24 protein-coding genes, 2 tRNA genes and 1 pseudogene are annotated in these 23901 nt (G+C 71.2%); 15 read left to right on the top strand and 12 right to left on the bottom strand.

Features of this window, described 5'->3' with window-relative positions; all coding sequences use genetic code 11:
* Window positions 1–180: 180 nt before the first annotated feature.
* Window positions 181–2286, top strand: a complete 2106-nt coding sequence (locus B277_RS10195; protein WP_007927918.1) for a catalase — start codon at window positions 181–183, stop codon at window positions 2284–2286.
* A gap of 24 nt (window positions 2287–2310) precedes the next feature.
* The gene (locus B277_RS10190) at window positions 2311–3492 is read left to right on the top strand and encodes a zinc-dependent alcohol dehydrogenase (RefSeq protein WP_007927914.1); all 1182 of its coding nucleotides are present in this window, start codon (window positions 2311–2313) and stop codon (window positions 3490–3492) included.
* Window positions 3493–3697: 205 nt separating this feature from the next.
* Here B277_RS10190 and B277_RS10185 read toward each other — a convergent pair whose 3' ends face one another.
* The 9 genes from B277_RS10185 to B277_RS10150 all read right to left on the bottom strand — a co-directional run bounded on the left by B277_RS10185 (window position 3698) and on the right by B277_RS10150 (window position 11019).
* Window positions 3698–4375, bottom strand: a complete 678-nt coding sequence (locus B277_RS10185; protein ID WP_040881314.1) for a helix-turn-helix transcriptional regulator — start codon at window positions 4373–4375, stop codon at window positions 3698–3700.
* Between the two features lie 31 nt (window positions 4376–4406).
* Entirely contained in the window at window positions 4407–4757 is a 351-nt protein-coding gene (locus B277_RS18400; protein WP_202948422.1) for a glycosyltransferase family 2 protein, read from the bottom strand.
* A 488-nt stretch (window positions 4758–5245) separates the two neighbouring features.
* The gene (locus B277_RS10175; protein WP_007927910.1) at window positions 5246–6289 is read right to left on the bottom strand and encodes a glycosyltransferase; all 1044 of its coding nucleotides are present in this window, start codon (window positions 6287–6289) and stop codon (window positions 5246–5248) included.
* Window positions 6286–7368 (bottom strand): glycosyltransferase, encoded by a 1083-nt coding sequence (locus B277_RS10170; protein ID WP_007927908.1) that lies wholly within the window; start codon window positions 7366–7368, stop codon window positions 6286–6288. Before B277_RS10170 ends, B277_RS10175 begins: the two co-directional genes overlap by 4 nt.
* Window positions 7368–7640, bottom strand: a complete 273-nt coding sequence (locus tag B277_RS18160) for a hypothetical protein (protein ID WP_193788272.1) — start codon at window positions 7638–7640, stop codon at window positions 7368–7370. Before B277_RS18160 ends, B277_RS10170 begins: the two co-directional genes overlap by 1 nt.
* Window positions 7641–7692: 52 nt before the next feature.
* Entirely contained in the window at window positions 7693–8067 is a 375-nt protein-coding gene (locus B277_RS18155; protein ID WP_007927904.1) for a glycosyltransferase family 2 protein, read from the bottom strand.
* Window positions 8064–9428, bottom strand: coding sequence for a bifunctional PIG-L family deacetylase/class I SAM-dependent methyltransferase (locus tag B277_RS10160; protein WP_007927895.1), 1365 nt, complete (start codon window positions 9426–9428; stop codon window positions 8064–8066). Before B277_RS10160 ends, B277_RS18155 begins: the two co-directional genes overlap by 4 nt.
* Window positions 9425–10483, bottom strand: a complete 1059-nt coding sequence (locus B277_RS10155) for an acyl-CoA dehydrogenase family protein (protein ID WP_007927893.1) — start codon at window positions 10481–10483, stop codon at window positions 9425–9427. Before B277_RS10155 ends, B277_RS10160 begins: the two co-directional genes overlap by 4 nt.
* A complete protein-coding gene (locus B277_RS10150) occupies window positions 10480–11019 on the bottom strand; it encodes a hypothetical protein (protein ID WP_007927891.1) in 540 nt (179 codons plus the stop codon). Before B277_RS10150 ends, B277_RS10155 begins: the two co-directional genes overlap by 4 nt.
* 441 nt (window positions 11020–11460) lie before the next feature.
* Here B277_RS10150 and B277_RS19110 point away from each other — a divergent pair, with 441 nt between their 5' ends.
* Complete coding sequence (locus B277_RS19110) at window positions 11461–12255, top strand: PucR family transcriptional regulator (protein ID WP_238539395.1); 795 nt, start codon at window positions 11461–11463, stop codon at window positions 12253–12255.
* Window positions 12256–12299: 44 nt separating this feature from the next.
* Here the strand turns inward: B277_RS19110 and B277_RS10140 are convergent, their stop codons facing one another.
* Window positions 12300–13184 (bottom strand): hypothetical protein, encoded by an 885-nt coding sequence (locus B277_RS10140; protein ID WP_007927886.1) that lies wholly within the window; start codon window positions 13182–13184, stop codon window positions 12300–12302.
* A 36-nt stretch (window positions 13185–13220) separates the two neighbouring features.
* Here B277_RS10140 and B277_RS10135 point away from each other — a divergent pair, with 36 nt between their 5' ends.
* From B277_RS10135 to B277_RS10110, 6 genes are all read left to right on the top strand, one after another.
* Window positions 13221–13997 (top strand): fumarylacetoacetate hydrolase family protein, encoded by a 777-nt coding sequence (locus B277_RS10135; RefSeq protein ID WP_007927884.1) that lies wholly within the window; start codon window positions 13221–13223, stop codon window positions 13995–13997.
* Between the two features lie 12 nt (window positions 13998–14009).
* Window positions 14010–14345: a YnfA family protein gene (locus B277_RS10130; protein ID WP_007927881.1), complete on the top strand. Its 336-nt coding sequence runs from the start codon at window positions 14010–14012 to the stop codon at window positions 14343–14345.
* A 129-nt stretch (window positions 14346–14474) separates the two neighbouring features.
* Window positions 14475–15731, top strand: coding sequence for a WXG100 family type VII secretion target (locus B277_RS16020; RefSeq protein ID WP_007927879.1), 1257 nt, complete (start codon window positions 14475–14477; stop codon window positions 15729–15731).
* A gap of 33 nt (window positions 15732–15764) precedes the next feature.
* Window positions 15765–17315, top strand: a complete 1551-nt coding sequence (gltX, locus tag B277_RS10120; RefSeq protein ID WP_007927878.1) for a glutamate--tRNA ligase — start codon at window positions 15765–15767, stop codon at window positions 17313–17315.
* Between the two features lie 96 nt (window positions 17316–17411).
* Window positions 17412–17483, top strand: a tRNA-Gln gene (locus tag B277_RS10115).
* 99 nt (window positions 17484–17582) lie between these two features.
* Window positions 17583–17655: transfer RNA gene (locus B277_RS10110), tRNA-Glu, on the top strand.
* A 226-nt stretch (window positions 17656–17881) separates the two neighbouring features.
* Here the strand turns inward: B277_RS10110 and B277_RS10105 are convergent.
* The gene (locus B277_RS10105) at window positions 17882–18631 is read right to left on the bottom strand and encodes an IclR family transcriptional regulator (RefSeq protein ID WP_007927877.1); all 750 of its coding nucleotides are present in this window, start codon (window positions 18629–18631) and stop codon (window positions 17882–17884) included.
* Between the two features lie 120 nt (window positions 18632–18751).
* On the opposite strand from B277_RS10105, the gene leuC reads away from it, so the two are divergent.
* The 3 genes from leuC to B277_RS10090 all read left to right on the top strand — a co-directional run bounded on the left by leuC (window position 18752) and on the right by B277_RS10090 (window position 21725).
* Window positions 18752–20176, top strand: a complete 1425-nt coding sequence (gene leuC, locus B277_RS10100; protein WP_007927876.1) for a 3-isopropylmalate dehydratase large subunit — start codon at window positions 18752–18754, stop codon at window positions 20174–20176.
* Window positions 20177–20186: 10 nt separating this feature from the next.
* Window positions 20187–20780 (top strand): 3-isopropylmalate dehydratase small subunit, encoded by a 594-nt coding sequence (leuD, locus tag B277_RS10095; RefSeq protein WP_007927875.1) that lies wholly within the window; start codon window positions 20187–20189, stop codon window positions 20778–20780.
* Between the two features lie 204 nt (window positions 20781–20984).
* Complete coding sequence (locus tag B277_RS10090) at window positions 20985–21725, top strand: HU family DNA-binding protein (protein WP_040881316.1); 741 nt, start codon at window positions 20985–20987, stop codon at window positions 21723–21725.
* A 54-nt stretch (window positions 21726–21779) separates the two neighbouring features.
* Here the strand turns inward: B277_RS10090 and B277_RS10085 are convergent, their stop codons facing one another.
* Window positions 21780–21986: a hypothetical protein gene (locus B277_RS10085; protein ID WP_007927872.1), complete on the bottom strand. Its 207-nt coding sequence runs from the start codon at window positions 21984–21986 to the stop codon at window positions 21780–21782.
* An 85-nt stretch (window positions 21987–22071) separates the two neighbouring features.
* On the opposite strand from B277_RS10085, the gene B277_RS10080 reads away from it, so the two are divergent.
* From B277_RS10080 to B277_RS10075, 3 genes and pseudogenes are all read left to right on the top strand, one after another.
* Window positions 22072–22827: a lysophospholipid acyltransferase family protein gene (locus B277_RS10080; protein ID WP_007927870.1), complete on the top strand. Its 756-nt coding sequence runs from the start codon at window positions 22072–22074 to the stop codon at window positions 22825–22827.
* Window positions 22824–23039, top strand: a pseudogene (locus B277_RS19940) (2-dehydropantoate 2-reductase N-terminal domain-containing protein); the annotation flags it as partial. The gene B277_RS10080 and the pseudogene B277_RS19940, both read left to right, overlap by 4 nt.
* Before the next feature lie 94 nt (window positions 23040–23133).
* Window positions 23134–23823, top strand: a complete 690-nt coding sequence (locus tag B277_RS10075; RefSeq protein WP_007927868.1) for an NAD(P)H-dependent glycerol-3-phosphate dehydrogenase — start codon at window positions 23134–23136, stop codon at window positions 23821–23823.
* Window positions 23824–23901 lie beyond the last annotated feature (78 nt).

The raw sequence follows: 23901 nt of genomic DNA, 5'->3' as shown, positions 1-23901 counted from the left end.
CTGCCCCAAGCCGCTCATCGACATACATCTGTCTGGTCGGCACGGTCGGGGTCTGTGTGACACGCGTCCTGTCTCCACCCCTTGGGAGGTAGTGCCTCGGGCATCCCCTACCTAGCGTCGAAGGAGACGTCGACCCGGCCGCGGGTTCCTGAACGTCGCCAGCCTGAGGAGGTCATCTCGATGCCCACGACGAAGCGCACCACCAACCACGACGCCCATCCACCTGCCGACGACGGCGTCGGGGCCGGCGGCGAGACCCACCAGCGAGCAGGCGGCGATAGCCCGGTCATGACGTCGGCGCACGGCGTCCCGATCGAGGACGACAACAACTCACTGCGAGCGGGTGAGCGTGGTCCGACCCTCATGTCCGACCACGCGTTCCGCGAGAAGCTCTTCCACTTCGACCACGAGCGCATCCCCGAGCGAGTGGTCCACGCGCGTGGCTACGGAGCTCACGGGGTCTTCGAGTGCCACGAGTCGCTCGCCGACATCACACGTGCCAGCATCTTCGCCTCGGCCGGCAAGAAGACCGAGACCTTCGTCCGCTTCTCCACCGTGGCCGGCAACCTCGGCTCCTTCGACCTCGCGCGGGACGTGCGCGGGTTCGCCACGAAGTTCTACACCGACGAGGGCAACTGGGACCTCGTCGGCAACAACATCCCGGTCTTCTTCATCCAGGACGCCGTGAAGTTCCCCGACCTGGTCCACGCAGTCAAGGAGGAGCCGGACCGCGGTTTCCCGCAGGCACAGAGCGCCCACGACACCTTCTGGGACTTCGCCTCGCTCATGCCCGAGTCGACCCACATGACGCTGTGGCAGATGTCGGACCGAGCCATCCCGCGCTCTTTCCGCATGATGGAGGGCTTCGGTGTCCACACCTTCCGCTTCATCAACGACGCCGGCGACAGCTCCTTCGTGAAGTTCCACTGGAAGCCCGTGCTGGGCATGCAGTCCGTGGTCTGGAACGAGGCGGTCAAGATCAACGGCGCCGACCCCGACTTCCACCGCCGCGACCTCTTCGACGCCATCACCGTCGGCGACTTCCCGCAGTGGGAGCTGGGTGTGCAGGTCTTCGACGACGCCTTCGCCGACGAGTTCGACTTCGACGTCCTCGACGCGACCAAGCTCATCCCCGAGGAGCTCATCCCGGTCCGGACTGTCGGCACGATGACCCTGGACCGGCTCGTCGACAACGTCTTCGCCGAGGTCGAGCAGGTCGCCTTCATGACGCAGAACGTGCCGCCGGGCATCGACTTCAGCAACGACCCCCTGCTCCAGGGCCGCAACTTCTCCTACCTCGACACCCAGCTGAAGAGGCTCGGCAGCACCAACTTCAGCCAGCTGCCGGTCAACGCGCCCCGGTGCCCCGTCGCTCACTTCCAGCGCGACGGTCACATGCAGATGTCACCGCAGCCTGGTCGGGCGGCCTACGAGCCGAACTCCTTCAGCGGCGAGGACCGAGGGCCGCGCGAGGTGGGTGCGCCGGGGCAGCAACCCTTCCCCGAGGAGGTCGAGGGCCAGACCCGGCGCGTGCGCAGCGCGTCCTTTGCCGATCACTACAGTCAGGCCCGGCAGTTCTACGTCAGCCAGACGCCGGTCGAGCAGGAGCACATCGTCCTCGCGTACACCTTCGAGCTGGGCAAGTGCGAGATCCCGGCCATCAGGTCACGGATGATCGCCAACCTGCGCAATGTCGACGAGGACCTCGCCGCTGGCGTGGCCGCGGGCCTGCGGATGCCCCTCCCGGAGGCCTCCGTCCCGGCCGCGGAGCCCATCACGGATCTGCCGCCGAGCCCCGCTCTGAGCATCCTTGCCAACGCCAAGGAGACCTTCGCCGGCCGCAAGCTGGGGCTGCTGGTCGGCGACGGCGCGGACGCGGCCGCGGTCAAGCGTCTGCGCAAGGCCGTGACCAAGGCAGGCGGCATCTGCGAGGTCGTCGCCAAGGCCGTCGGGGGCGCCACGCTGTCCGACGACTCGCTGCTCGAGGCGACGCAGGCCGTCGCCGGCGCCCCCTCGGTGCTGTACGACGCGATCGCGGTCCTGACGGGGCCCGACGGTGGAGCCGTCCTGGCCGACGAGCCAGCAGCGCGTGACTTCCTCACCGACGCCTTCAACCACTACAAGGTCATCGGGCTCGGCGGCGCCACCGATGCTCTCGTCGCGGCGGCCGGTCTCAGCGACAAGCTCGACGCGGCCTGCCTGGGCCTGGACACGGCCAAGGACAACACGACATTCCTGTCGAGGATCGCCGGACCACGCCAGTGGGACCGCGACCTCGACGCCTGAGACACCACGACGGAGAGGCACCACATGAAGGCACTCACCTGGCAAGGCCGCAGCGACGTCCGCATCGACGACGTCCCCGACCCTCGCATCGAGCACCCGACCGACGCGGTCATCCGTGTCACATCGACGGCGATCTGCGGATCCGACCTCCATCTCTACGACCCACTCGGTCCCTTCCTGTCGAAGGGAGACATCCTCGGCCACGAGACCATGGGCATCGTCGAGGAGGTGGGGTCGGAGGTCACCCACATCTCGGTGGGCGACCGGGTCGTCGTCCCCTTCAACATCTCGTGCGGGCACTGCTGGATGTGCCAGCGCGGATTCATGGCCCAGTGCGAGACCACGCAGGTGCGCGAGCAGGGCATGGGGGCCTCGCTCTTCGGTTTCACCGAGCTCTACGGCTCCGTCCCGGGGGGCCAGGCGGAGTACCTGCGCGTCCCGCAGGCACAGTTCGGCCCGATCCTCGTCCCCGAGGGCGTGGCCGACGAGCGGTTCCTGTACCTCTCCGACATCCTCCCGACCGCTTGGCAGGGGGTGGAATACGCCGACGTGCCCGACGGAGGCAGCCTCGCCGTCATCGGGCTGGGACCGGTCGGCCTGATGGCGGTCGCCATCGCGACCCAGCGTGGCCTGCAGGTCATCGGCGTGGACAACGTGCCGGAGCGGCTGGCACGGGCGCGCCAGTACGGCGCGACCGTCATCAACACCGACGAGACCGATGACGTGCCGGGCGCGATCCGCGAGCTCACCGACGGCCGCGGGGTCGACGGCTCCCTGGACGCGGTCGGGATGGAGGCCCACGGCGCACCCGTGGCCGAGACCGCCATCAAGGCCGTCGGCCTGGTCCCGGATGTCCTGGCCAAGCCGATGATGAAGACGGTCGGCATCGACCGCCTCGCCGCACTGCGCACGGCGATCGGAGCCGTCCGACGTTCGGGCACGGTCTCGGTGAGCGGGGTCTACGGCGGGATGGCCGACCCCCTACCGATGATGGAGATCTTCGACAAGGGTCTGGCTCTGCGCATGGGCCAGTGCCACGTCAAGCGGTGGATCGACGACATCATGCCGCTCGTGCTCGAGGACGGCGACCCCCTCGGTCTCGAGGCGTTTGCGACCCACCGACTGCCGCTGACACAGGCTCCTGACGCGTACTCGATGTTCCAGAAGAAGCAGGACGGCTGCATCAAGGTCGTGCTGAAGCCGTGACCGCAGCACGAGTGGCCGGGGCCCCACGCGGTCTCGGCCACTCGTGACGCGCTGCGCCCGCGATCGACGCGGTGCTGGCCGGTCGCTCGCCGATCGCGCTCACACCCAGTCGTGGGTGGGCAGGCGGGTACACGGTGTCGCGCCGCGCGCCGGCTCAACCCGATCGATCCGGTCGAAGGGGGTCGCAGCGCGGCAGCGCGTCGGGTCAGTAGTCGGCGGGCGTGGGCGGCGCCTCGAGGACGATCCGCTTGCGTGTCGGGGCCATGCCGTTGTCGATCCCCCAGAGGACGGCCTGGCTGCGGCTGTCCACGCCCATCGTCCGGTACGCGGAGCGGATGTAGGACTTGACCGAGTTGATGCTCAGGCACGTCCGCTCCGCGATGGCGTTGTTGCTCAGACCGGCGGTCACGAGAGCGATGATCTCTGACTCACGAGGCGTCAGGCCGGCCGCGCGGCCGGGCCAGTAGTTGGTGGGGAGCGTGGAGTCCGGCTGGAAGGGGATGACCCGCAGATGCCCTTCGTGAGCCTTGGTCAGCTCCATGACGAGATCCTCCGCGCTGACCGACTTGGAGATCGCCGTGGTGACCCCGCGGGCCCGAGCTGACTCGATGAGGTCCTCGGAGAGATGCCAGGTGAAGAGGACCACCTGCCCGATGTGGGGGGCGGCGCACAAGACGTCGAGGTCGTCACCGTCGAACGCGGTGCGGGCGTAGGTGTCGTACAGCGCGATGTCGACCGGTTGAGCCACCGTGGTCCCTGCATCCAGCTCGACGACCCTGACGACGTCGGCGTAGGGCTCGAGCATGGCGGCGACTCCTTGGATGATCAGCTCGTGATCGTTGATCAGGGCGACCCTCAAGGGGCCACGTGCAGGGGCGCTCATGCGCTGACCATAGCCGCGGTCACCGACTCGGTCAGGCTCGGGTCTCGTTGCCGTCCGCCGTCGCGACGAGCACGATCTTGCCGGGACGACGGATGATGCGGCCCTGCCTCTCGAACTCGTCGAGCCACCCCGACATGGGCCACTCGTGCCAACGTCGCCAGTAGATCGATGCATTGCGCACGATGTCGACGAGATGCTCGACCGGCGGCCGTGACACCGGGTGATGCTGGTGGTAGGCATGGGCGCCTCCGACCCAGACCAGCTCGACACCTCGCTCGCGGGCGACCCGACCGAGGTCGGTGTCCTCGGCCCCGTAGCCGACGTACTCCTCGGCAAAGCCTCCCAGCAGGTCCCAGGTGGACGCTTTGACCGCGAAGCTCAATGACCAGAAGAGCTCGTGCGAGCCGTCGCGCTGGATCGTGTCGGGCGCTGGTGCCGGCCGGGCGGGGTGGGGGGTCGGTCAGGTCGTCGAGCCTGCGGGCGTCGTCCGGGACCCGGACGCCTTCGTCGAGGTAGGTCACCGGTCCGCAGAGCAGGGCCTGAGGAACTTTCTCGGCAGCGATCTCGTAGGAGCTCACCAGACGTGGTCCGGGCACACAGTCCACGTCGAGCAGGATCACCAGGTCCGCGCCGGAGCGCAGCGCTGCCCGCACCCCGATGTTGCGTGCTCGCGCGAGGGGGAGACCGCGAGGATCGCGCTCGACATGGATGACGGTCACGCTCGGCTGGCCAGCGACGACGTCGTCGATGGCGTGGTCGTCCATGGCCACGATGATGTGCGGCGTCCCGGGGGAGACGTCGCGCAGGATCCTGCGCTGCTCGCGCAGGTGCGCGTGCCGGCCGTGGACGACGGTCACGATCACGATGTGCTCAGCCACCGGCCACCGCCTCGACCAGCGCGGCCGCCCGGTCGACGGCACCTGCGCACTCCCACCGCACCCACCCCCGGCCGCCTCGCGCCAAGGCCGTGTCGAGCGCGCAGGCCCAGTCGATCGTGTCGAGGTCCTCGGGCCGGACCGCGGTCGCAAGACCTGCGGCGTCGAGGGTCGCGGCCATGTGCTCCGGCTCCTCGTAGGGTCGGCGCTGTGGCACGACCAATGCCGCCACACCGGCAGCGGCGACGTCAGCCACGGCGTTCTGCCCGCCGTGGGTGACCACGACGTCCGCGCGAGCGATCAGGCTGCGCACGTCCGGGACCCAGACGTCTCCGCCCGCGACCTGCCAGTCGAGGTGTGGGGCCGAGCGGACGATGCTCATCGGCAGGTCTCCGCGGTCGAATCCCTCGGAGCCCGAGAGGATGAGACCCGTGGCGCGACGCACGCCGTCCCGGGCGTTCGTCCGGTGCCGGCCTGCCGAGGCGATGGCTGCTCGCGGGCTGCGGGCTAGTCCTCCCACGGCCACGACGCGTGCGGCGAAGGTCCCGGTCGACCACAGCTGCGTGTGGGCCCACTCCGGCCATGGGGTGAGAACGGCGGTGGCTGCGGCCAGAGCGCTCTGGTGCGGCGCGTCGCGCCGCAGTCCCGGCTGTGCCACGACGATGACCGGGACGCCGAGGAGCCGGACGAGCACGGTCACCTCGCACGAGACGTCCACGACGACGACGTCGGGCTCGTGCACCTGGATCCACCGTGCGATGGTCGTCATGCGCTCGCTGAAGCCCCGGTGGCCCAACGGTGCCCAGTGCATGAGGCCGCGCATCGTCACGTCGGCGTCGCTGGCCGATGCGCCGTCGGCGAGAGGAGCGTCGTGGGGCAGCGGCACGGACTCGAGTCCGGCGGCGCGCGTGGCGGCCAGGTCCAGCCCTGAGCCGAGGAGGGTCACATCGACCCCGTGCGTGGCCAGCCGACGGCCCACGAGCATCGCTCGGGTGCGGTGCCCGGAGCCGTGGTGGTGCACGTACCAGCCGACCTTCACGCTCGGCCTCGTCCCGAGCCGACGAGCTCGCGGTACAGGCTCGCGTACTCGTGCACCATCCGCTCCGAGCCCAGGTCCCTCAGGGCGGCGTGGCGCACGCCCTCGCGGGGGAGCGAAGCCGCTGCGTCCACGCCGTCGCTCAGTCCCCGGACGATGCTGTCGGCGTCCCCCCGGGCACTCACGAGGACGCCGATCTCCGGGGTGACGAACTCTGCGAGACCACCCCGATCCAGAGCGATGACCGGGGTTCCCCACGTCGCAGACTCCGCCGCGACGAGGCCGAAGGGTTCTTCCCACCGCGGGGTGACCAAGGTCGCCGCGCTGGCGCGCACGAGCGCGGCCAACTCGGAGTGCGGCAGATGTCCGGCGTACCTCACACGATCGTCGAGCTGGGGCGCGATGACGTCGTCGAACCACCCCCGCTCGCTCACCGGGCCGACGATGGTCAGGCGCCGCCCGGCTCGTCGCGCGGCGGAGATGGCGAGGTCGCATCCTTTGGTGTGCGTCAGACGGCCGACCCACACCAGGTCCTCGCCCCCTGCGCCCGAGCCGCCGCCGTCGTCGGCGACCCCGTTGTGGATGACCCTCGGGCGGGTGGGCAGCGTGCTCCAGTCTGCCGCGTTGGTGCGGCTGACGCAGACGTACTCCACGCGCGGGCTCGCCAGGTCGACCCCGAGCTCCATCCAGGGGAAGGGGGGAGTGTGCAGCGTCGTCACCAGTGGTGCGGCCACCGCCGGGCTGAAAGCCAGCGGGAGGAAGTTCAGGCTCTGGTTGTGGACCACGTCGACGGGCCTGGCGAGGAGGTCGACGACAGCCGCGGTGAAGGCCGCGTGGTCGCGCAGGAAGTCGGGCTCGGGCAACTGGCGGTCGAGCGCGGCCACGGCACTGAGGTCGGGCAGACCGCGATAGGGGACGAGCTCGTCGGCGACACGGGGGTCGCTGCCCGCGGGCGCGTACATCCGCACGTGGTGCCCGAGCTCCCGCAGTCCGCGCGCCAGCAGCGCAGTGTGCGACTCCTGGCCACCGGCATAGGGCTCGGCGATGGGGTGACGCGAGGTGGCGAGCATGGCGATGCGCACTAGCCCACCTCGTCCGCGAGGTCGGTGAGGTACTCCGCAAAACCACCCCGGCACCGACCGTTCCGACGGGCCGAGGAGGACACTCGCACCGTGTCCGTCGCCACCCATGACGGCGTGTGAGCGCGGATGCGCCGCACGAGGTCGACGTCCTCGTCGCTCGCCATCGCGCGGAACCCTCCGATGGCGAGGTAGGTGCTCGCACGCAGGCCCAGGTTGGCGCCGTGCACGTGAGGGTGCCCTTCGACCAGGTGGTGCCGGGCGCGCCATTCCATCAGCACGCGCGAGTCGGTCAGACCGCGCGGCTCGACGGTGCCGATGACCGCGTCATGGGTCCGGGAGAGGTCGATGTGTCCGACCAGCCAATGCGGGGGGGACGACGGTGTCGGCATCGGTCGAGGCGAGCCAGAGGTCATCGACACCGATCTGAAGGGCCGCGGCGGTTCTCAGGGCAGCGGTGGCCCCACTGCGTCGGGCGGCGCCGACATTGCCGTGGTCGACGCTGAGGCTGCGGACACCCGCTCGGCGGACGACCGACGCGGAGCCGTCGACGGAGCGGTCGAGCACGACCGTGACGTCGATCATCACCTCGGGATGGACGGTGCTCGCCCGGCGCCGAGCGGCGTCGATGCTGGCCAGTGCCTCGGGGAGCAGCACCTCCTCGTTGCGTGCGGGCACGACGACGTGCAGGGCGCGGATCATCGGGACGCCTCGTAGACGTCGATGAGGACGTCCTCCTCGACGAGGGTGACCACCGACCAGCGGTCACACACGGCGCGGACCTGAGCGTGCACGCGGGGGCCGTCCAAGGGGATCTCGCGGGTCGCGTGCCGCCAGCTCACCAGGACGAGCTCACCGCCGGGAGCGAGTCGCTCGATGAGACCGCCGAGGGTGAGCCACAGCTCGAAGGGCGTGAGGAAGTAGCCGACCTCGGACATCACCACGAGGTCGAAGGGTCCGCTCAGCTCGGTGATGATGGAGGGGGCCTCACCCCTGATCCAGGTCAGGCCGCTCGGTGCGTCGCGAGCAGCGATGTCGAGTGCGCGCTGACTGACGTCGATCGCCACGACGTCACCCGACCGCGACGCGAGGTCGCGCGTGAGCGCACCCGTGGAGCATCCGAGGTCGAGCACCCGTTCGTACCGCTCGCGTCGCAGGACGGCCGTGGTCAGGGCACGTTTGCGCCGCTCGTACCAGGTGTCGCTCGACCAGGGGTCCTCGCCGCAGTCGAACATCGCGTCGAACGTGGCGGGTCGCTGCGAACTCGGCGCATCGGGGCGCAGGTTGCCGCGGTCGGGCAGGACCAGGGTGGTGAAGCCACGCACGGTCGGCGCCAGCACTGCGTCCGTCAGCAACGCCTCGTCACCCGCGGCCGTCGAGAGCGGCTGGACCTGGCTGTGATGCCGCTGGACCGCCCGCGTGCGACGGGACTGGGCGTCCAGGGTCGCGTCGACGACGACGAGGTCCGACCACGGCAGCAGGTCGGGTTCGCCCCAGTGCCAGAACCACACCAAGTAGTGGGCCAGGTTGACCCCCGCCTCTCCGGCGGACGTCCGGGAGAGGACCGCGGTGCGGGTTGCGCGACCAGCAGCGTCATGATCGGGGTGTCCGTCCGACGTCCACGGGGCCAGGGCGAGGGTGCCCGCGGAGCAGAAGGAGGCGACGGCAGCCGAGATCTCCTCCTGGCGCTCTGCGAGGCCGCCGTCGGGGAGCCCGACGTGCACGACGTGTGCGGCCGGCGCGAGTTCAGCGGCGGCTCGCTCGCCCTCGGCGCGCCGACGAGCGCCCAGGTCCTCACGGCTCACCGTGGAGGAGCGAGGGTGCGACGCCTCCCCGCTGGTCAGGATCAGCAGCGTCACGTCCACGCCGAGCGCGGCGGCATCGGCGATGAAGGCCCCGGCGCCCAAGCACTCGTCGTCCGGGTGGGCTGCCACGACGAGCAGGTGGTGGTGGTCGCCGATGACGGCACGCGTCGTGGGTGTCGTCACCGATGACCATCGAGGGTCGCCCACCCACCGCAGCTCGCCGTCGGGGTGGTCCAGGCGTGGCGTCCGGGTGGTCATCGTGCGGCTTCGACGAGCAACGCTCCGGTGCGCGCCAGGTCGCGGTCGCCATGGTGCTGCCGGACGTAGACGGTGAGGTCCGCGACCCGACGGGCGTGCTCCTCGTCGAAGGTCAGCGGAGCCGGCCCCAGCGCCCGAGCCACCTCGGTCAGGCAGACGTGGGCGGCGGACGCTGCCGCGTCGCGGGCCCGGGCGGCCATGAAGGCGCCCGCCGCACCCGTGGCCGTCCCCGCGTCGATCGCGGCGGCTGCCGCCCGCAGCTCCAGCTCGGCGGCCCGCAGAGCCCGGTCGAGGCGACCGAGGTGCCAGGTCGCGATCTGATCGGGCTCCCGGCGACATGCAGCGTCGAGCACGCGCTGCGCGAGGGCTGCCGCAGCTCCGAACCACACGGCCGCCACGGCGACCCCACCCCACGCGAATCCCGGTCGGGTCAGGTACCACCCGGCCGGGCCGACGGGGGTCGCCGGGACGTCGTGCAGGTCCAGGCCGGTGCTGCGCACGTCCACGAGCCCGCGCGAAGCCCAGGACGCATCGTCCCGTCGGATGCCGGGGTGCGACAGGTCGACGGCGAAGGCCTGCCGCCGCTCGGCGGACACGTGCGCGGTGATGATTGCGTGGCTGACGTGGGCCGCGAGCGAGCACCACGGTTTGCTCCCCGACAGACGCCAGCCCGCATCCGAGCGGGTGGCGTCCAGATGGGTGTCCGGGGAGTGGGCCGCGTAGACGCCCCAGGTGCTGCCCCGCGGTGCGCTGACGGTCACGTCGTCACCGTCGGCGCCAGGGTGTGCGTCGGCCGCCTGCGCCAGGATGCTCAGCGCATCGAGGTGCGGCTCGACGACCCGGGCGACGGTGAGATCGCCGGCGCCGAGGGAGCCCAGGGATTGCAGGTAGGACCATGTGCTCGTCCCCAGGTGGGAGGAGAGCGGGCTCAGGTCGATCGCCAGCGACAGTGCCGCCGGGATGTCTGCCGCCACGTCGCGGGCGGCGAGGACGAGGTCCTGGTCCGCCCAAGCCAAGAAGCTGAAGGGCCGCGAGGCGGCCGTGCTGGTCGTCATGAACGTCGCAGCGACGACGCGCGATCGAGGAGACCGGCCGGACCACGCTGCTGCTCGCCGAGGGCGGCGTCCAGGACGAGCAGGCCGCCCGTCGCCATCGGGGTGGCCCACTGGAGCCAGCGCATACGGGCAGAGAGGTCGCGGACGCGCTGGGCCGCCTCCGGGTCCCGGTCGCCGGCCTCTTGGGCACGACCGAGCCGGGCCCCCTCGCGATACGCGGCGGCGCTCGCGACCAGCGCGACGCCGGTGAGAGCCGTCTTCACGACGACTGCAGTTGTGGTCGGTGGGTGGACCACGACGCGCCGTTTGTTGTCGGCGACGATCGCCAGCCCGCTCAGGAGGTGCACGCCGATCGCGCCGGCCTGCACAGGTCCCCACGAGGTCCACCCTTCGTCGGCGATGCGTGAGCGCTCCTGAGCGCTGTCGCCCACTCGTGATGCGGGGTTGAGAGCGACGGCGCCCATGAGCGAACCGCCGAACCAGGCGGCGTTGGTGACAAGGTGCGCGGCCCGGACCGTGGTGCTGTAGATCGTCATCTCTCGACAGTAGGAAGGGCGGGCCCGGGCTGCAACACCCCTAGGGGTGGCCTGGTGCAGTGGGCCGCTCCGCCTACATTTGTCCGATGGCCGATCTGCAGGACCTCGTCGACGAGGCCTCCGCGATCCTCCTCGCCCCGGTGACCCTCGAGGACCGTCGTTTCCGGCTGCTCGCCTTCGCCGCGCACGCCGGTGACGCCGACAGCGTGCGGGTCGAGACCGTCATGTCGAGGGGTGCGCACCCGAGTACTCGGGAGTGGTTCGAGGCCTTCGGCATCGCGCGGGCGAGCGGCCCGGTGCACATCCCGGCGGACCCGGAGCGGGGGACGGGTGCCCGGCTGTGCCTGCCGGCCCGCTGGCACGGGGTCGTCCAGGGCTACCTGTGGGCGGTCGAGCCGCCGGGGGGGCCTGTCGGCGGAGCGCGTGACGGCGGCTGGCGTGGTGGCCGATCGCGCGGGGGAGCACCTCGCCCGGCTGGTCTCCCGTCGCCGCGAGACCGAGCGGCTCGTCCTCGACCTCGTCGCGGCCGGTCCGCGCTCGGGGAGCGGCCCGGCCCGCGAGCTCGCGGACGAGCTGGCCGTCGACCCGAGCGTCCGGGCGGCCGTCGTCGTGCTCGGGGCGGCGCCGGGCACCCGCCTGCGCGCCGACGAGGTGCACGGCCCGGGCGGGCTGCCGCGTCACGTCGGGGTCGCCGAGCGATCCGGTGACCTCGTGCTCGTCGTCCCCGCGGCCGGGGAGGCGGAGGTGCACGAGCAGGCGCAGGCGGCGCTGCAGGTGCTCGGTCGGGTCAACCAGGCGCACGTCGTCGCGGGTGTGGGTGAGCTCGTGCCGCTGCCCGAGGTCGCGAGCTCGCTGCGGGAGGCGCGGGCCGCCCTTCGCGTCGTGCGGCCGGCCCCCGGCGACATCGACCGTCCGCCGGCCGCCGCCCGCGTCCACCCGTGGGCCGCGCTCGGCATCGAGCGGCTGCTCGGCACGACCGCGGGTGACGAGCTGCTCGCCGCGGTGCGCACGCCCGCGGTGGCCGAGCTGCTCTCCGCCGCACCGGATCTCGTCGAGACCGCCTGGGCCCACCTCGAAGGGGGCTGCTCCGTCGCCGCGACCTCGGCCCATCTCGGCCTGCACCGGCAGAGCGTCTACGCGCGGCTGCGCCGGGTCGAGGCGATCACCGGTCTCGACCTCTCGCGCGGGCGCGACCGCCTCGAGCTGCACCTCGGCCTGCTCGTCCTGCGCCCCTGAGCTCGCATTTCCCTAGGGAAATGCGCACTCCAGCCCGCATTTCCCTAGGGAAATGCGGACTCGGGCGCGGCGAGCAGCCGGTCGCAGACGTCGACGAGCTCTCGCCGCAGCGCGTTGGAGGTCGTCATCAGCTCACGCTGCCGGGCGACGTACTCCGCCTTGCCCTGCGGCGTCTCGATCGCGACGGGGTCCAGCCCGAAGCCTGACACGTCGTACGGCGAGGCCTGCATGTCGAGCCGGCGCACCTGCAGCGCGTGCCGGACGGCCCGCAGCGTCAGCTCCGAGGGCACAGCCGGCGCGAGCTTGAAGCACCACTTGTAGACGTCCATGCCGGCGTGCAGGCAGGCCGGCTGCTCGTGCTCGACCTGGTCCTCACGGGTGGGGCGAAGGGAGTTCAGCTCCACCGCGTCGGGGGTGAAGAAGCGGTAGGCGTCGTGGTGGCTGCACCGGATCCGGTGGCCGTCGACGACCGCGTCGGTCGCCTCCTGCCCCAGACGAAGGGGGAGCTGCTCGTGCCGCTGCTCGCCGGGCTGGAGGTGGTAGACCATCGCCCACTCGTGCAGGCCGAAGCAGTCGTGGGTGCCGGGGCGCGACAGCGTCGCGAGGAGCAGGTCCCGCACGAAGGCGACGGTCCGCCCCCTTCGCCCGACGAGGCCGTCGAGGTCGAGCCGGGCGACGCCCCCGCTCACGACGTAGCCGGAGCGGTCGGCGTACTCCGGCGCGTCGCGCAGGGCGACGCCCGGGCCGGGGTGCCATCGGCGCAGGTGGCTCGGCCGGTGCGCGTAGTACTCGAAGAGGAAGTCCTCGACCGGGTGCCGCTCGCCCCGGGCGCGGCGCTCGCGGTGCCCGGCCGTCAACTCGTCGACGGCGGTGGCGTGCTCGCGGGCACGCGTCGTCCACTCGTCGCGGGTCAGGGTCGTCGGGAGCATCGCACCACAGGGTAGGCAGTCGCCTAGGGTGGACTCGTGCGCATCGCGAGATACACCCAAGGTGACGACCCCGTCTACGGGCTCGTCGACGCAGACGGCAAGAAGATCGCGGAGGTGACCGGCGACCCGCTCTACCAGCGGATCGAGCTCACCGGCAGGACGACGACGGTCGACGAGGTGCGGCTGCTCGCACCCGTCATCCCGCGCAGCAAGATCATCGGCATCGGGCGCAACTACGCCGACCACGCCGCCGAGATGGGCAACGACGTGCCCGAGGAGCCGATGATGTTCCTCGTGCCCAACACGGCGGTCGTGGGCCCCGACGACCCGGTCGTCATCCCGACCGCCCTGACCTCCGAGGTCCACTACGAGGGTGAGCTCGCGGTGATCATCGGCCGGATGTGCAAGGACATCCAGCCCGAGGAGGCCAAGAAGGTCATCTTCGGCTACACCATCGCCAACGACGTCTCGGCGCGTGACCTGCAGCGCGGCGACGGCCAGTGGGCGCGGGCCAAGGGCATGGACACCTTCTGCCCACTCGGCCCGTGGATCGAGACCGACCTCGACCCGCAGGACGTGTCGATCACGACCCTGCGCGACGGCGAGGTCGTCCAGGACGGCCACAGCTCGGACATGGTCCACGGCGTCGCGGCCCTGATCAGCCACGCCTCCCGGTCCTTCACCCTGCTGCCCGGCGACGTCATCCTCACCGGCACCCCGGCGGGGGTCGGCCCGGTGACGGCCGGTCAGCGGGTCGACGTCGAGATCGACGCCATCGGCACGCTGTCCAACCCTTTCGTCGCGTCCGAGTGACGCGCGGCTGACATGGACGCCGCCCGCTCGGTCCCGCTCTTCGTCCTCGCGGCGGTCCTCGAGATCGGCGGGGCCTGGCTCGTTTGGCAGGGCGTGCGCGAGCACCGCGGCTGGGTGTGGGTCGGGGCTGGCGTGCTCGCGCTCGGGCTCTACGGCGTCGTCGCCACCCTCCAGCCCGACGCCAACTTCGGGCGGATCCTCGCCGCCTACGGCGGGGTCTTCGTCGCCGGGTCGCTGCTGTGGGCCATGGCCCTCGACGGCTTTCGCCCCGACCGCTGGGACGTCGCCGGCGCGCTGATCTGCCTGACCGGCGTCGCCGTCATCATGTACGCACCCCGGTCGGGCTGACCCCCTGCGGCCCACCCGGTGAAGGCGTCGTCCTGAGGTGCGACGGAGGAGCCTCGAAGGGGGGAGTCCTCCCCATGTCGCCACCGGTCACCCGCCGCTACGGTCGTCTCATCCACGGCGGGAGCGACGATGACCCTGACCCACGGCACCGATGCCGAGCGACTGCGCGAGGTCGCCTCGCGACTCGACGACGAGGCCGCTCGCGTGGCCCGGGTGCACGCCGACGGCACGACCCGGCTCGGCCTGCTCACCGCCGCCTGGCAGGGGAGCGACCTCGACGACTTCCGGCAGGAGTGGCGGCTCGCCGAGCGGGCCCTCGGCGACTGCACGACCCGGCTGACGACGGTGGCCCGCGCACTGCGGGCGCAGGCGGACGAGCAGGTCGCGGCGAGCGGTGGCTCAGGTGGCGCACCCGCCACACCGTCCACCCCGGGCCCGGCCGCACCGCGGACCGGACCTCCCACGCCGGACCCGCGGACCGGGTCGAGCTTCGACGAGGACGTGCGCGGCACGGAGGGGCAGCCGGTCGATCGTGACCTGTGGGCGTTGGCCCACCACGTCTACGGTCCCGACAACGGGCTCTACGACCACCCGCTGCTGCACGACAGCCAGCCCGACCTGCCCGAGGGGTACTCCGAGGTGTCGGACGACGACCTGCACGCCCTGGGCATCGACCCCGCCATTTTCGAGGACGCGGGCAGCGGCCTGCAGTCAGCGCTCTACCGCACGGCCGACGGGGGATACGTGCTCGCCTTCCGCGGCAGCGACTCCGAGCTGTCGGACTGGCTGGACAACGGCCGGCAGGGTGTGGGGTTGCCCGCCCAGCAGTACACCCAGGCGATGGCCCTGGCCCAGCAGCTTGACGTGGCGACGGGCGGAGAGGTCACCTTCACCGGCCACTCGCTCGGTGGTGGTCTGGCCGCGGCGGCGGCGATGGCCACGGGTCAGCCCGCGGTGACCTTCGACGCGGCCGGCGTGCACGACAACACCGCGGAGGTGGCGGCCGAGCTGCGCGGTGGGGGAGCGACGGCGGCCTCGGTCCTGGCGGCGACGGACCAGGGGCAGATCCGCACCTACAGCACGTCGACCGACATCCTCACCCAGCAGCAGCAGAGCGGGCCGCTGTCGGGGCTCATGCCCGACGCGCCCGGCACCCAGATCGTCCTCGAGACCCCGCAGAGCGCCCAGGGGGACGCCGTCGTGCGGACGGGCGCGATCATCGGCACGATGGTCGGCGCCGTCACCTCCGGATTCGACCTCAACCCCTTAGACACCGCACGTGACATCGCCGAGGTGGCGCAGACCGGTGCGGACCTCGGCGCGGGCGTGTGGGGTCACCACTGGGACCCGATGGAGCAGGCACTCGAGGAGCGCTACCCCGACTGATCCGGCCGGTGACGGCGATACGATCGGGCCATCATGAGCGACTCCTCCGCACACGCTGCACCCTCCGCGTCCTCCGTCCGCCTGCGCGTCGCGCCCTCGCCGACCGGCGACCCCCATGTCGGCACCGCCTACATGGCCCTCTTCAACCTCGCCTTCGCGCGGCAGCAGGGTGGTCAGTTCGTCCTGCGCATCGAGGACACCGACCGGGCCCGTTTCAACGAGACGAGCGAGCAGCAGCTCTACGACACGCTCGGGTGGCTCGGCCTGCGCTGGGACGAGGGCCCCGACGTCGGCGGCCCCTACGCGCCCTATCGGCAGAGCGAGCGTCTGGAGACCTACCGGCCGTACGTCGACAAGCTCATCGAGGACGGCCACGCCTACTACTGCTGGTGCTCCACCGAGCGCCTCACGGCCATGCGTGAGAAGCAGCAGAAGCTCAAGCTGCCCACCGGCTACGACCGCCTGTGCGTCGGCAAGACGCGTGAGGAGCGCGCCGAGCTCGAGGGCTTCAACGAGACCCCGGTCGTGCGCATGCTCGTGCCCGACGACGCGCCGACGACCTTCGAGGACGTCATCCGCGGCACCGTCTCCGCACCGCGCCCCGACGACCAGGTGATCCTCAAGGCCGACGGCTTCCCGACCTACCACATGGCCGTCGTCGTCGACGACCACGAGATGGGCATCACCCACGTCGTGCGCGGCGAGGAGTGGATCTCCTCGACGCCCAAGCACGTGCTGCTCTACCAGTGGCTCGGCCTCGAGCCGCCGAAGTTTGCCCACATGCCGCTGCTGCGCAACACCAACAAGTCGAAGATCTCCAAGCGCAAGAACCCCGAGGCCCGCCTCACGTGGTTCCAGGAGCAGGGCTACCTGCCCGAGGCCGTCGTCAACTTCCTCGGCCTGCTGGCCTACCCACCGGCGAAGGGGGAGGACGGCCAGGACGTCGAGAAGTTCACCTTCGAGGAGTTCAGCCGCGACTTCGCGTGGAGCAAGGTCAACACCGTCGGCCCGATCTTCGACCTCAAGAAGCTCGAGTGGCTCAACGGCGCGTGGATCCGCGACCTCGACCTGGCCGACTTCACCGCGCGGCTGCAGCCCTACCTGCAGGCCGACGGGGTGCTCGGCGACAACCCCTCGCTGGGTGAGCTGGCCCGGCTGAAGTCGGTCGCCGAGCTCATCCAGACGCGCATCGCGCTGCTCACCGAGGCGAGCGCCCTGGTGCGGCCCTTCTACACAGCCGACGCCGACCTGCAGATCGACGAGGACGCGCGTGCAGGCCTGAAGGACAACGCCGGGGAGGTGCTCGACGCGGCGATCGGCGCGCTCGAGGCGCTGCACGTGCCGGCCGGGGTCCTCTCCGAGGAGAGCCGGGCGGGCAACGAGTGGCACGCCGAGCAGATCGAGGCGACGCTGCGCGAGGCGATCGTCGACGGCATGGGCATCAAGCCTCGCTTCGCCTTCGGGCCGCTGCGCACGGCCGTGTCGGGGGCGCGGATCAGCCCGCCGCTCTTCGAGTCGATGGAGATCCTGGGGCAGCACTCGACGCTCACGCGCCTGCGCGCGCTGCGCTCCTCGCTGGGCTGATCGGGGCGATTTGGGGTGACGCCCTTTCGCGGGTAGCATCGTCACTCGGTTCACAGGCCGCGCGGACTTCGGTCCGAAGGGTCGGTGATACCCCCTTGGGGTATGGTGTAATTGGCAACACGGCTGATTCTGGTTCAGTTGTTCTAGGTTCGAGTCCTGGTACCCCAGCGCTGAGAGCGGTTCGCCGCTCGATTTCGGAAAGAGCCCCCTTCGGGGTTAAGGTTCTCTCCGTTGCCCAGCCGGTCAGCCGGACTGGGAAGCACATATGGCCCCGTTGTGTAGTGGCCTAGCACGCCGCCCTCTCAAGGCGGTAGCGCGGGTTCGAATCCCGTCGGGGCTACATCGGTCAAAGGCCCCCCGCTCTGAAAAGCGGGGGCCTTTGTCGTACCTGACTTCTCCCACCAGGCGGCTCCAGGTGAAGGGCGAGGCGCGTCCCGGACGTTCGTGAGCAGCGGACGGTCAGGTGGGGTGGCGCAGCATCAAGCCGATGTCGAGAACGACGACGTGACCACGCGACGACGAAGGACATCGGCAGCGCGCCGCCCTGCCTGTCCGGGAGCGGGCCGTCACTCGGTGTCGCGGTCGGCGGCCTCGGCCGCCTTGGCGTGCTTCTCCAGGACCTCGGTCAGCTTGTTGGCGCCGGCGATGACGGTCGCGGCGTGCAGGCGACCGGGCTGGCGGGAGAGGCGCTCGATCGGGCCCGAGATCGACACGGCGGCGATGACCCGTCCGCTGGGGGAGCGGACGGGGGCCGAGACGGAGGCGACGCCCGCCTCGCGCTCGCCGACGCTCTGCGCCCACCCGCGGCGGCGCACCGCCGAGAGCATCGTCGCGGTGAAGGCCGCCTCCTGCAGGCCGCGGTGCAGCCGGTCGGGCTCCTCCCACGCGAGCAGGACCTGGGCGGCGGAGCCGGCCTGCATCGACAACGTTGCGCCGACGGGGATCGAGTCGCGCAGACCGACCGGGCGCTCCGCGGCCGAGACGCACACACGGTGCTCGCCCTGGCGGCGGAAGAGCTGCGCCGACTCGTTGGTGTGGTCGCGCAGGGCGCCGAGGACGGGGTTGGCGGCGACGAGGAGCTTGTCCTCGCCGGCCGAGGCGGCCAGCTCGCCGAGGCGTGGGCCGAGGACGAAGCGCCCCTGCATGTCGCGCGCGACGAGTCGGTGGTGCTCGAGGGCGACCGCGAGGCGATGTGCCGTAGGGCGTGCCAGACCGGTGGCCGCGACGAGCTGGGCGAGGGTCGAGGGACCCGCTTCGAGAGCGCCCAGCACGACGGCGGCCTTGTCGAGAACGCCAACTCCGCTACCGTTGTCCATGGAGTGATATTGACATCTCATGTCGTGAGACGCAAGATCCGGGTCGCTGGCGACGTGCGAATGTCGGCAGCGACACACCCCCGCGCACACATCGCGGAACCGCATGGAGGGAAGAGGCACATGGCTGGAACGCTGGCCGAAAAGGTCTGGGGCGAGCACGTCGTCCGACACGTCGACGGAGAGCCCGACCTGCTCTACATCGACCTGCACCTCCTCCACGAGGTGACGAGCCCGCAGGCCTTCGAGGGCCTGCGCATCGCCGGCCGGCCCGTGCGCCGTCCCGACCTCACGCTCGCGACCGAGGACCACAACGTCCCGACGACCCCCGGGCCGATCACCGACCCGGTGAGCAAGGTCCAGGTCGAGACCCTGCGCGACAACTGCGCGGAGTTCGGTGTGCGGCTGTACCCGATGGGCGACGCCGAGCAGGGCATCGTCCACGTCGTCGGGCCGCAGCTCGGCTTGACCCAGCCCGGCATGACGGTCGTCTGCGGCGACAGCCACACGAGCACCCACGGCGCCTTCGGTGCGCTGGCCTTCGGCATCGGCACGAGCGAGGTCGAGCACGTCCTCGCGACGCAGACCCTCTCGCTCAACCCCTTCAAGACGATGGCGATCAACGTCCGCGGCAAGCTGCAGCCCGGCGTGACCGCCAAGGACATCATCCTCGCCGTCATCGCCAAGATCGGCACCGGCGGTGGGCAGGGCTATGTGCTCGAGTACCGCGGCGAGGCCATTGAGGCACTGTCGATGGAGGCACGCATGACCGTGTGCAACATGTCGATCGAGGCCGGCGCCCGCGCGGGCATGATCGCCCCCGACGACGTGACCTTCGACTACCTCAAGGGCCGCGACCACGCCCCGACCGGCGCCGACTGGGACGCCGCCGTCGAGCACTGGCGCACCCTGCGCACCGACGACGACGCCGTCTTCGACGCCGAGGTCGACATCGACGCCTCGACGCTCACCCCCTTCGTCACGTGGGGCACCAACCCGGGCCAGGGCTCGCCGCTCGGCGAGGCCGTGCCGGACCCCGCCGCGATCGCCGACGACACCGAGCGAGTCGCCGCCGCCAAGGCCCTGGAGTACATGGGGCTCACGGCCGGCACCCCGCTGCGCGAGGTCGCCGTCGACACCGTCTTCGTCGGCTCGTGCACCAACGGTCGGATCGAGGACCTGCGCGCCGCCGCCGAGGTCATCAAGGGACGCCGCGTCGCCGACTCCGTGCGCATGCTCGTCGTGCCCGGCTCCGCCCGCGTCCGCCTGCAGGCCGAGGCCGAGGGCCTGGACCAGGTCTTCACCGACGCCGGTGCCGAGTGGCGCCTGCCCGGCTGCTCGATGTGCCTCGGCATGAACCCCGACACCCTCGCGCCGGGGGAGCGGTCGGCCTCGACGAGCAACCGCAACTTCGAGGGGCGCCAGGGCAAGGGTGGTCGGACCCACCTCGTCAGCCCGCTCGTCGCCGCGGCGACCGCGGTGCGCGGCACTCTGTCGAGCCCCGCGGACCTGGAGTCCGACGCCCCCGCCAGCCTCGAGACGGTCTGAGGAGCACGCCATGGAAAAGTTCACGACCCACACCGGCACCGGCGTCCCGCTGCGCCGCAGCAACGTCGACACCGACCAGATCATCCCCGCCGTCTACCTCAAGCGGGTCTCGCGCACCGGCTTCGAGGACGGGCTCTTCGCGGCCTGGCGGGGCGACGAAAACTTCGTGCTCAACCAGCCCGCCTACCGCGACGGCTCCGTGCTCGTCGTCGGCCCCGACTTCGGCACCGGCTCCTCGCGCGAGCACGCCGTGTGGGCGCTCAAGGACTACGGATTCCGGGTCGTCATCTCCTCGCGCTTCGCCGACATCTTCCGCGGCAACTCCGGCAAGCAGGGGCTGCTCGCCGCGCAGGTCTCGCAGGACGACGTCGAGCTGCTGTGGAAGTACCTCGACAACACCCCGGGTGCCGAGATCACCGTCGACCTCACGGCCAAGACGATCACCGCGGGTGACATCGTCTGCGCCTTCCACGTCGACGACTACACCCGCTGGCGTCTGCTCGAAGGGCTCGACGACATCGGACTGACGTTGCGTCACGAGCAGGACGTCACCGACTTCGAGGCCGCCCGCCCGAGCTGGAAGCCGGTCACCAACGCGGCGTAACTCCTTGACGCACAGGCGTATTGGTTCACAGCGAAGGGGGCGGCGCGCCGCCCCCTTCGTGAACCGGCTTGCGCGACAACAAAATGACGGGGTCCAAATCACACACCGTGGCTCTCCCCACCCCTACCGTCGGAACAGGTCGGGTGCACGACTCGGCCTTCCCTGCCGGGGGACGACCGGCGCCGTACCGCTACGGGAGTGACCGTGAACAAGGCAGAACTCGTCAAGGCTCTCGAGGAGAGGCTCGGCAGCCGGAAGGCCGCCCAGGAAGCGCTCGAGGTCGTGCTCGACACGATCGTCCGCGAGGTGGCGAAGGGTGGCCGCGTCGCCATCACCGGATTCGGCACCTTCGAGAAGGCGGCCCGCGCAGCCCGCACCGGCCGCAACCCCCGCACGGGTGAGGTCGTCAAGATCAAGAAGACGTCGGTGCCGCGCTTCAAGGCCGGGACGAGCTTCAAGGGCTACGTGGCCGACCCCCGTTCCCTGCCCAAGGCGGCCCCGGCCGCGGCGCGGGCTGCGGCCGGCACCGTGACGAGCGTCGCGGGGACGGCTCTCGGCATCGCCGAGAGCGCCGTTCCAGGTCGCAAGTCGAAGAAGGCCGCACCCGCCAAGAAGACGTCGACCGCCACGAAGACCTCGGCGAAGAAGACCACCGCCAAGAAGTCGACGCCCTCCAAGAAGGCGACGGCGACCAAGGCCGCCTCGACGAAGAAGGCGACGCCGGCGAGGAAGTCGACGCCCGCGAAGAAGTCGACGCCCGCGAAGAAGGCCACGGCGACCAAGGCCGCCTCGGCCAAGAAGGCGACGCCGGCGAAGAAGTCGACGCCCGCCAAGAAGGCCACGGCGACCAAGGCCACCTCGACGAAGAAGGCGACGCCGGCGAAGAAGTCGACGCCCGCCAAGAAGGCCACGCCCGCGAAGAAGCCCGCCGCGAGCAGCGACTGACCTGCGGTACGCGTGGGGCCGGTGACCGAGGTCGCCGGCCCCCACGTCGTCCCGTCAGGCGATCGTCTCGCCCTCGCCGATGCCGGTGATCCACAGCCGCTCGACGACGTCGCCGCGCAGGGTGATGCTCACCCGCTGACCGGGCCGCACGAAGCGCAGCCCACTGGCGGCCACGACCTCCGCGGCCACCTCGAGGCGGCGGCCCGCGTCGGTGACGACCGTCGTCGCATCCGGGGAGTGGGAGAAGACCGTGGCTTGCACGTGAGCGAGCGTATCCGTGTCCTAGGGTGAACAAGCCGACGCCGGCCCCGGGTCTCACCCCGGACCCGACAGCAGAAGAGGTGACATGGTCGTCCACCGCACGCACACGCCCGTGATGTACCGGGTGGCCGCCGGGCTGCTGCGCGGCGCGATGCGCGTCGTCGCGCGCTACGAGGTGTCGGGCCTCGAGCACGTGCCCGAGGAGGGCGGCTTCCTCATCACGCCCAACCACATCTCGCACGTCGACCCCTTCCCGTGGGCGCACGTGCTCTACAACCGCGGCTACAGCCCGGTCTACCTCGCCAAGAGCACGCTCTTCGACACCCCGGTCGTCGGGTGGGTCCTGCGCCACGCCAAGCAGGTGCGCGTCGACCGCGAGACCTCGTCTGCCGGAGAGGCTCTCGTCCCTGCCGTCCGGGCTCTCGGCGAGGGGGAGTGCGTCGTCGTCTACCCCGAGGGGTCGCTCACCCGCGACCCCGACCTGTGGCCCATGCGTGGCAAGACGGGTGCCGCGCGTCTGGCGCTGCAGTCCGGTGCGCCGGTGATCCCCGTCGCGCAGTGGGGCCCGCAGGAGCTGCTGCCCCGCTACGCCAAGCGGCCTCGGCTCTCCCGGCACCGCCGGCTCATGCGGGTGCGCTTCGGGCCGCCGGTCGTCCTGGACGACCTGCGTGACCAGCCGCTGAATGCCCCGACGGTCACCGCCGCCACGGAGCGCATCATGGCGGCGATCACGCACGAGCTCGAGCAGCTGCGGGGCGAAAGAGCACCCGCCGAGCGATTCGACCCCAAGTCCCACGGCCTGAGGGTCACGGGCAACTACCGACAAGGAGTCGACCAATGACACAGATCGCCGTCTTCGGTGCCGGCAGCTGGGGCACCGCCTTTGCCTCCATCCTCGCCGCCGGCGACAACGACGTGCGGGTGTGGGGCCGCCGTCAGGGGCTCGTCGACCAGCTCAACGCCGGCGTCAACGACGACTACCTGCCGGGGGTGGCGCTCCCTTCGCGCATCTCGGCCTCGACCGACCCCGCCGAGGTGACCGACGGAGCCGAGATCGTCGTCCTCTCCGTGCCGTCGCAGTCGCTGCGCGACAACCTCACCGGCTGGGCCCCCCCTGCTCGGACAGGACAAGATCGTCGTCTCGCTGATGAAGGGGATCGAGCTCGGCACGACGAAGCGGATGAGCCAGGTCATCCACGAGGTCGCGGGCATCCCAGCCGAGCGGATCGCGGTCGTCAGCGGGCCCAATCTCGCACGCGAGATCGTGCAGCAGCAGCCTGCCGCGACGGTCGTCGCCTGCCCGGACGTCGACGCGGCGACGAGCGTGGCCGCCGCCTGCTCGACGAGCTTCTTCCGCCCCTACACCTCGACGGACGTCGTGGGCGTCGAGCTCGGTGGTGCGGTCAAGAACGTCATCGCGCTCGCCGTCGGCATGGCCGCCGGCCTGGGCTTCGGCGACAACACCAAGGCGTCGATCATCACCCGCGGTCTCGCGGAGACCACGCGCCTGGCCATGGCGCTGGGCGCCGACCCCCGCACGATGGCCGGGCTCGCCGGCGTGGGCGACCTCATCGCCACGTGCATGTCGCCGCTCTCGCGCAACCACTCCTTCGGCGTCAAGCTCGGCGAGGGGCTGTCGGTCGCCGAGGTGACCGAGCAGACGCGCCAGACCGCGGAGGGTGTGAAGTCCTGCGCCTCGATCCTCGACCTCGCCCGCGCCCACGGCGTCGAGGTCCCGATCACCGAGCAGGTCACCCGGGTCGTCCACGAGGGCGTCTCGCCGCGCGACATGGAGGGCGTGCTCCTCTCGCGTGCCCGCAAGCACGAGACCGAGTAGGGCACTCTTCCCTGAGGAGGCCGCCCGCGACCGTCTCGAAGGGCCGCTGCGGCTCCGGACGAAGGCGGACGACCGCGC

It is taken from the genome of Janibacter hoylei PVAS-1, assembly GCF_000297495.1.
In the GTDB taxonomy this organism is placed as follows: Bacteria; Actinomycetota; Actinomycetes; order Actinomycetales; family Dermatophilaceae; genus Janibacter; species Janibacter hoylei.
The sequence above is the reverse complement of the archived record's forward strand: the minus strand, read 5'-3'. Positions and strand labels throughout refer to the sequence as shown.

What these genes read in the sequence shown, in the direction of transcription:
- B277_RS10195 (WP_007927918.1), top strand. Translation starts at nt 181, where the DNA reads ATGCCCACGACGAAGCGCACCACCAACCACGACGCCCATCCACCTGCC.
- B277_RS10190 (WP_007927914.1), top strand. Translation starts at nt 2,311, where the DNA reads ATGAAGGCACTCACCTGGCAAGGCCGCAGCGACGTCCGCATCGACGAC.
- B277_RS10185 (WP_040881314.1), bottom strand. Translation starts at nt 4,375, where the DNA reads ATGAGCGCCCCTGCACGTGGCCCCTTGAGGGTCGCCCTGATCAACGAT.
- B277_RS18160 (WP_193788272.1), bottom strand. Translation starts at nt 7,640, where the DNA reads ATGGAATGGCGCGCCCGGCACCACCTGGTCGAAGGGCACCCTCACGTG.
- B277_RS18155 (WP_007927904.1), bottom strand. Translation starts at nt 8,067, where the DNA reads ATGATCCGCGCCCTGCACGTCGTCGTGCCCGCACGCAACGAGGAGGTG.
- B277_RS10160 (WP_007927895.1), bottom strand. Translation starts at nt 9,428, where the DNA reads ATGACCACCCGGACGCCACGCCTGGACCACCCCGACGGCGAGCTGCGG.
- B277_RS10155 (WP_007927893.1), bottom strand. Translation starts at nt 10,483, where the DNA reads ATGACGACCAGCACGGCCGCCTCGCGGCCCTTCAGCTTCTTGGCTTGG.
- B277_RS10150 (WP_007927891.1), bottom strand. Translation starts at nt 11,019, where the DNA reads ATGACGATCTACAGCACCACGGTCCGGGCCGCGCACCTTGTCACCAAC.
- B277_RS10140 (WP_007927886.1), bottom strand. Translation starts at nt 13,184, where the DNA reads ATGCTCCCGACGACCCTGACCCGCGACGAGTGGACGACGCGTGCCCGC.
- B277_RS10130 (WP_007927881.1), top strand. Translation starts at nt 14,010, where the DNA reads ATGGACGCCGCCCGCTCGGTCCCGCTCTTCGTCCTCGCGGCGGTCCTC.
- B277_RS16020 (WP_007927879.1), top strand. Translation starts at nt 14,475, where the DNA reads ATGACCCTGACCCACGGCACCGATGCCGAGCGACTGCGCGAGGTCGCC.
- gltX (WP_007927878.1), top strand. Translation starts at nt 15,765, where the DNA reads ATGAGCGACTCCTCCGCACACGCTGCACCCTCCGCGTCCTCCGTCCGC.
- B277_RS10105 (WP_007927877.1), bottom strand. Translation starts at nt 18,631, where the DNA reads ATGGACAACGGTAGCGGAGTTGGCGTTCTCGACAAGGCCGCCGTCGTG.
- leuC (WP_007927876.1), top strand. Translation starts at nt 18,752, where the DNA reads ATGGCTGGAACGCTGGCCGAAAAGGTCTGGGGCGAGCACGTCGTCCGA.
- leuD (WP_007927875.1), top strand. Translation starts at nt 20,187, where the DNA reads ATGGAAAAGTTCACGACCCACACCGGCACCGGCGTCCCGCTGCGCCGC.
- B277_RS10080 (WP_007927870.1), top strand. Translation starts at nt 22,072, where the DNA reads ATGGTCGTCCACCGCACGCACACGCCCGTGATGTACCGGGTGGCCGCC.
- B277_RS10075 (WP_007927868.1), top strand. Translation starts at nt 23,134, where the DNA reads ATGAAGGGGATCGAGCTCGGCACGACGAAGCGGATGAGCCAGGTCATC.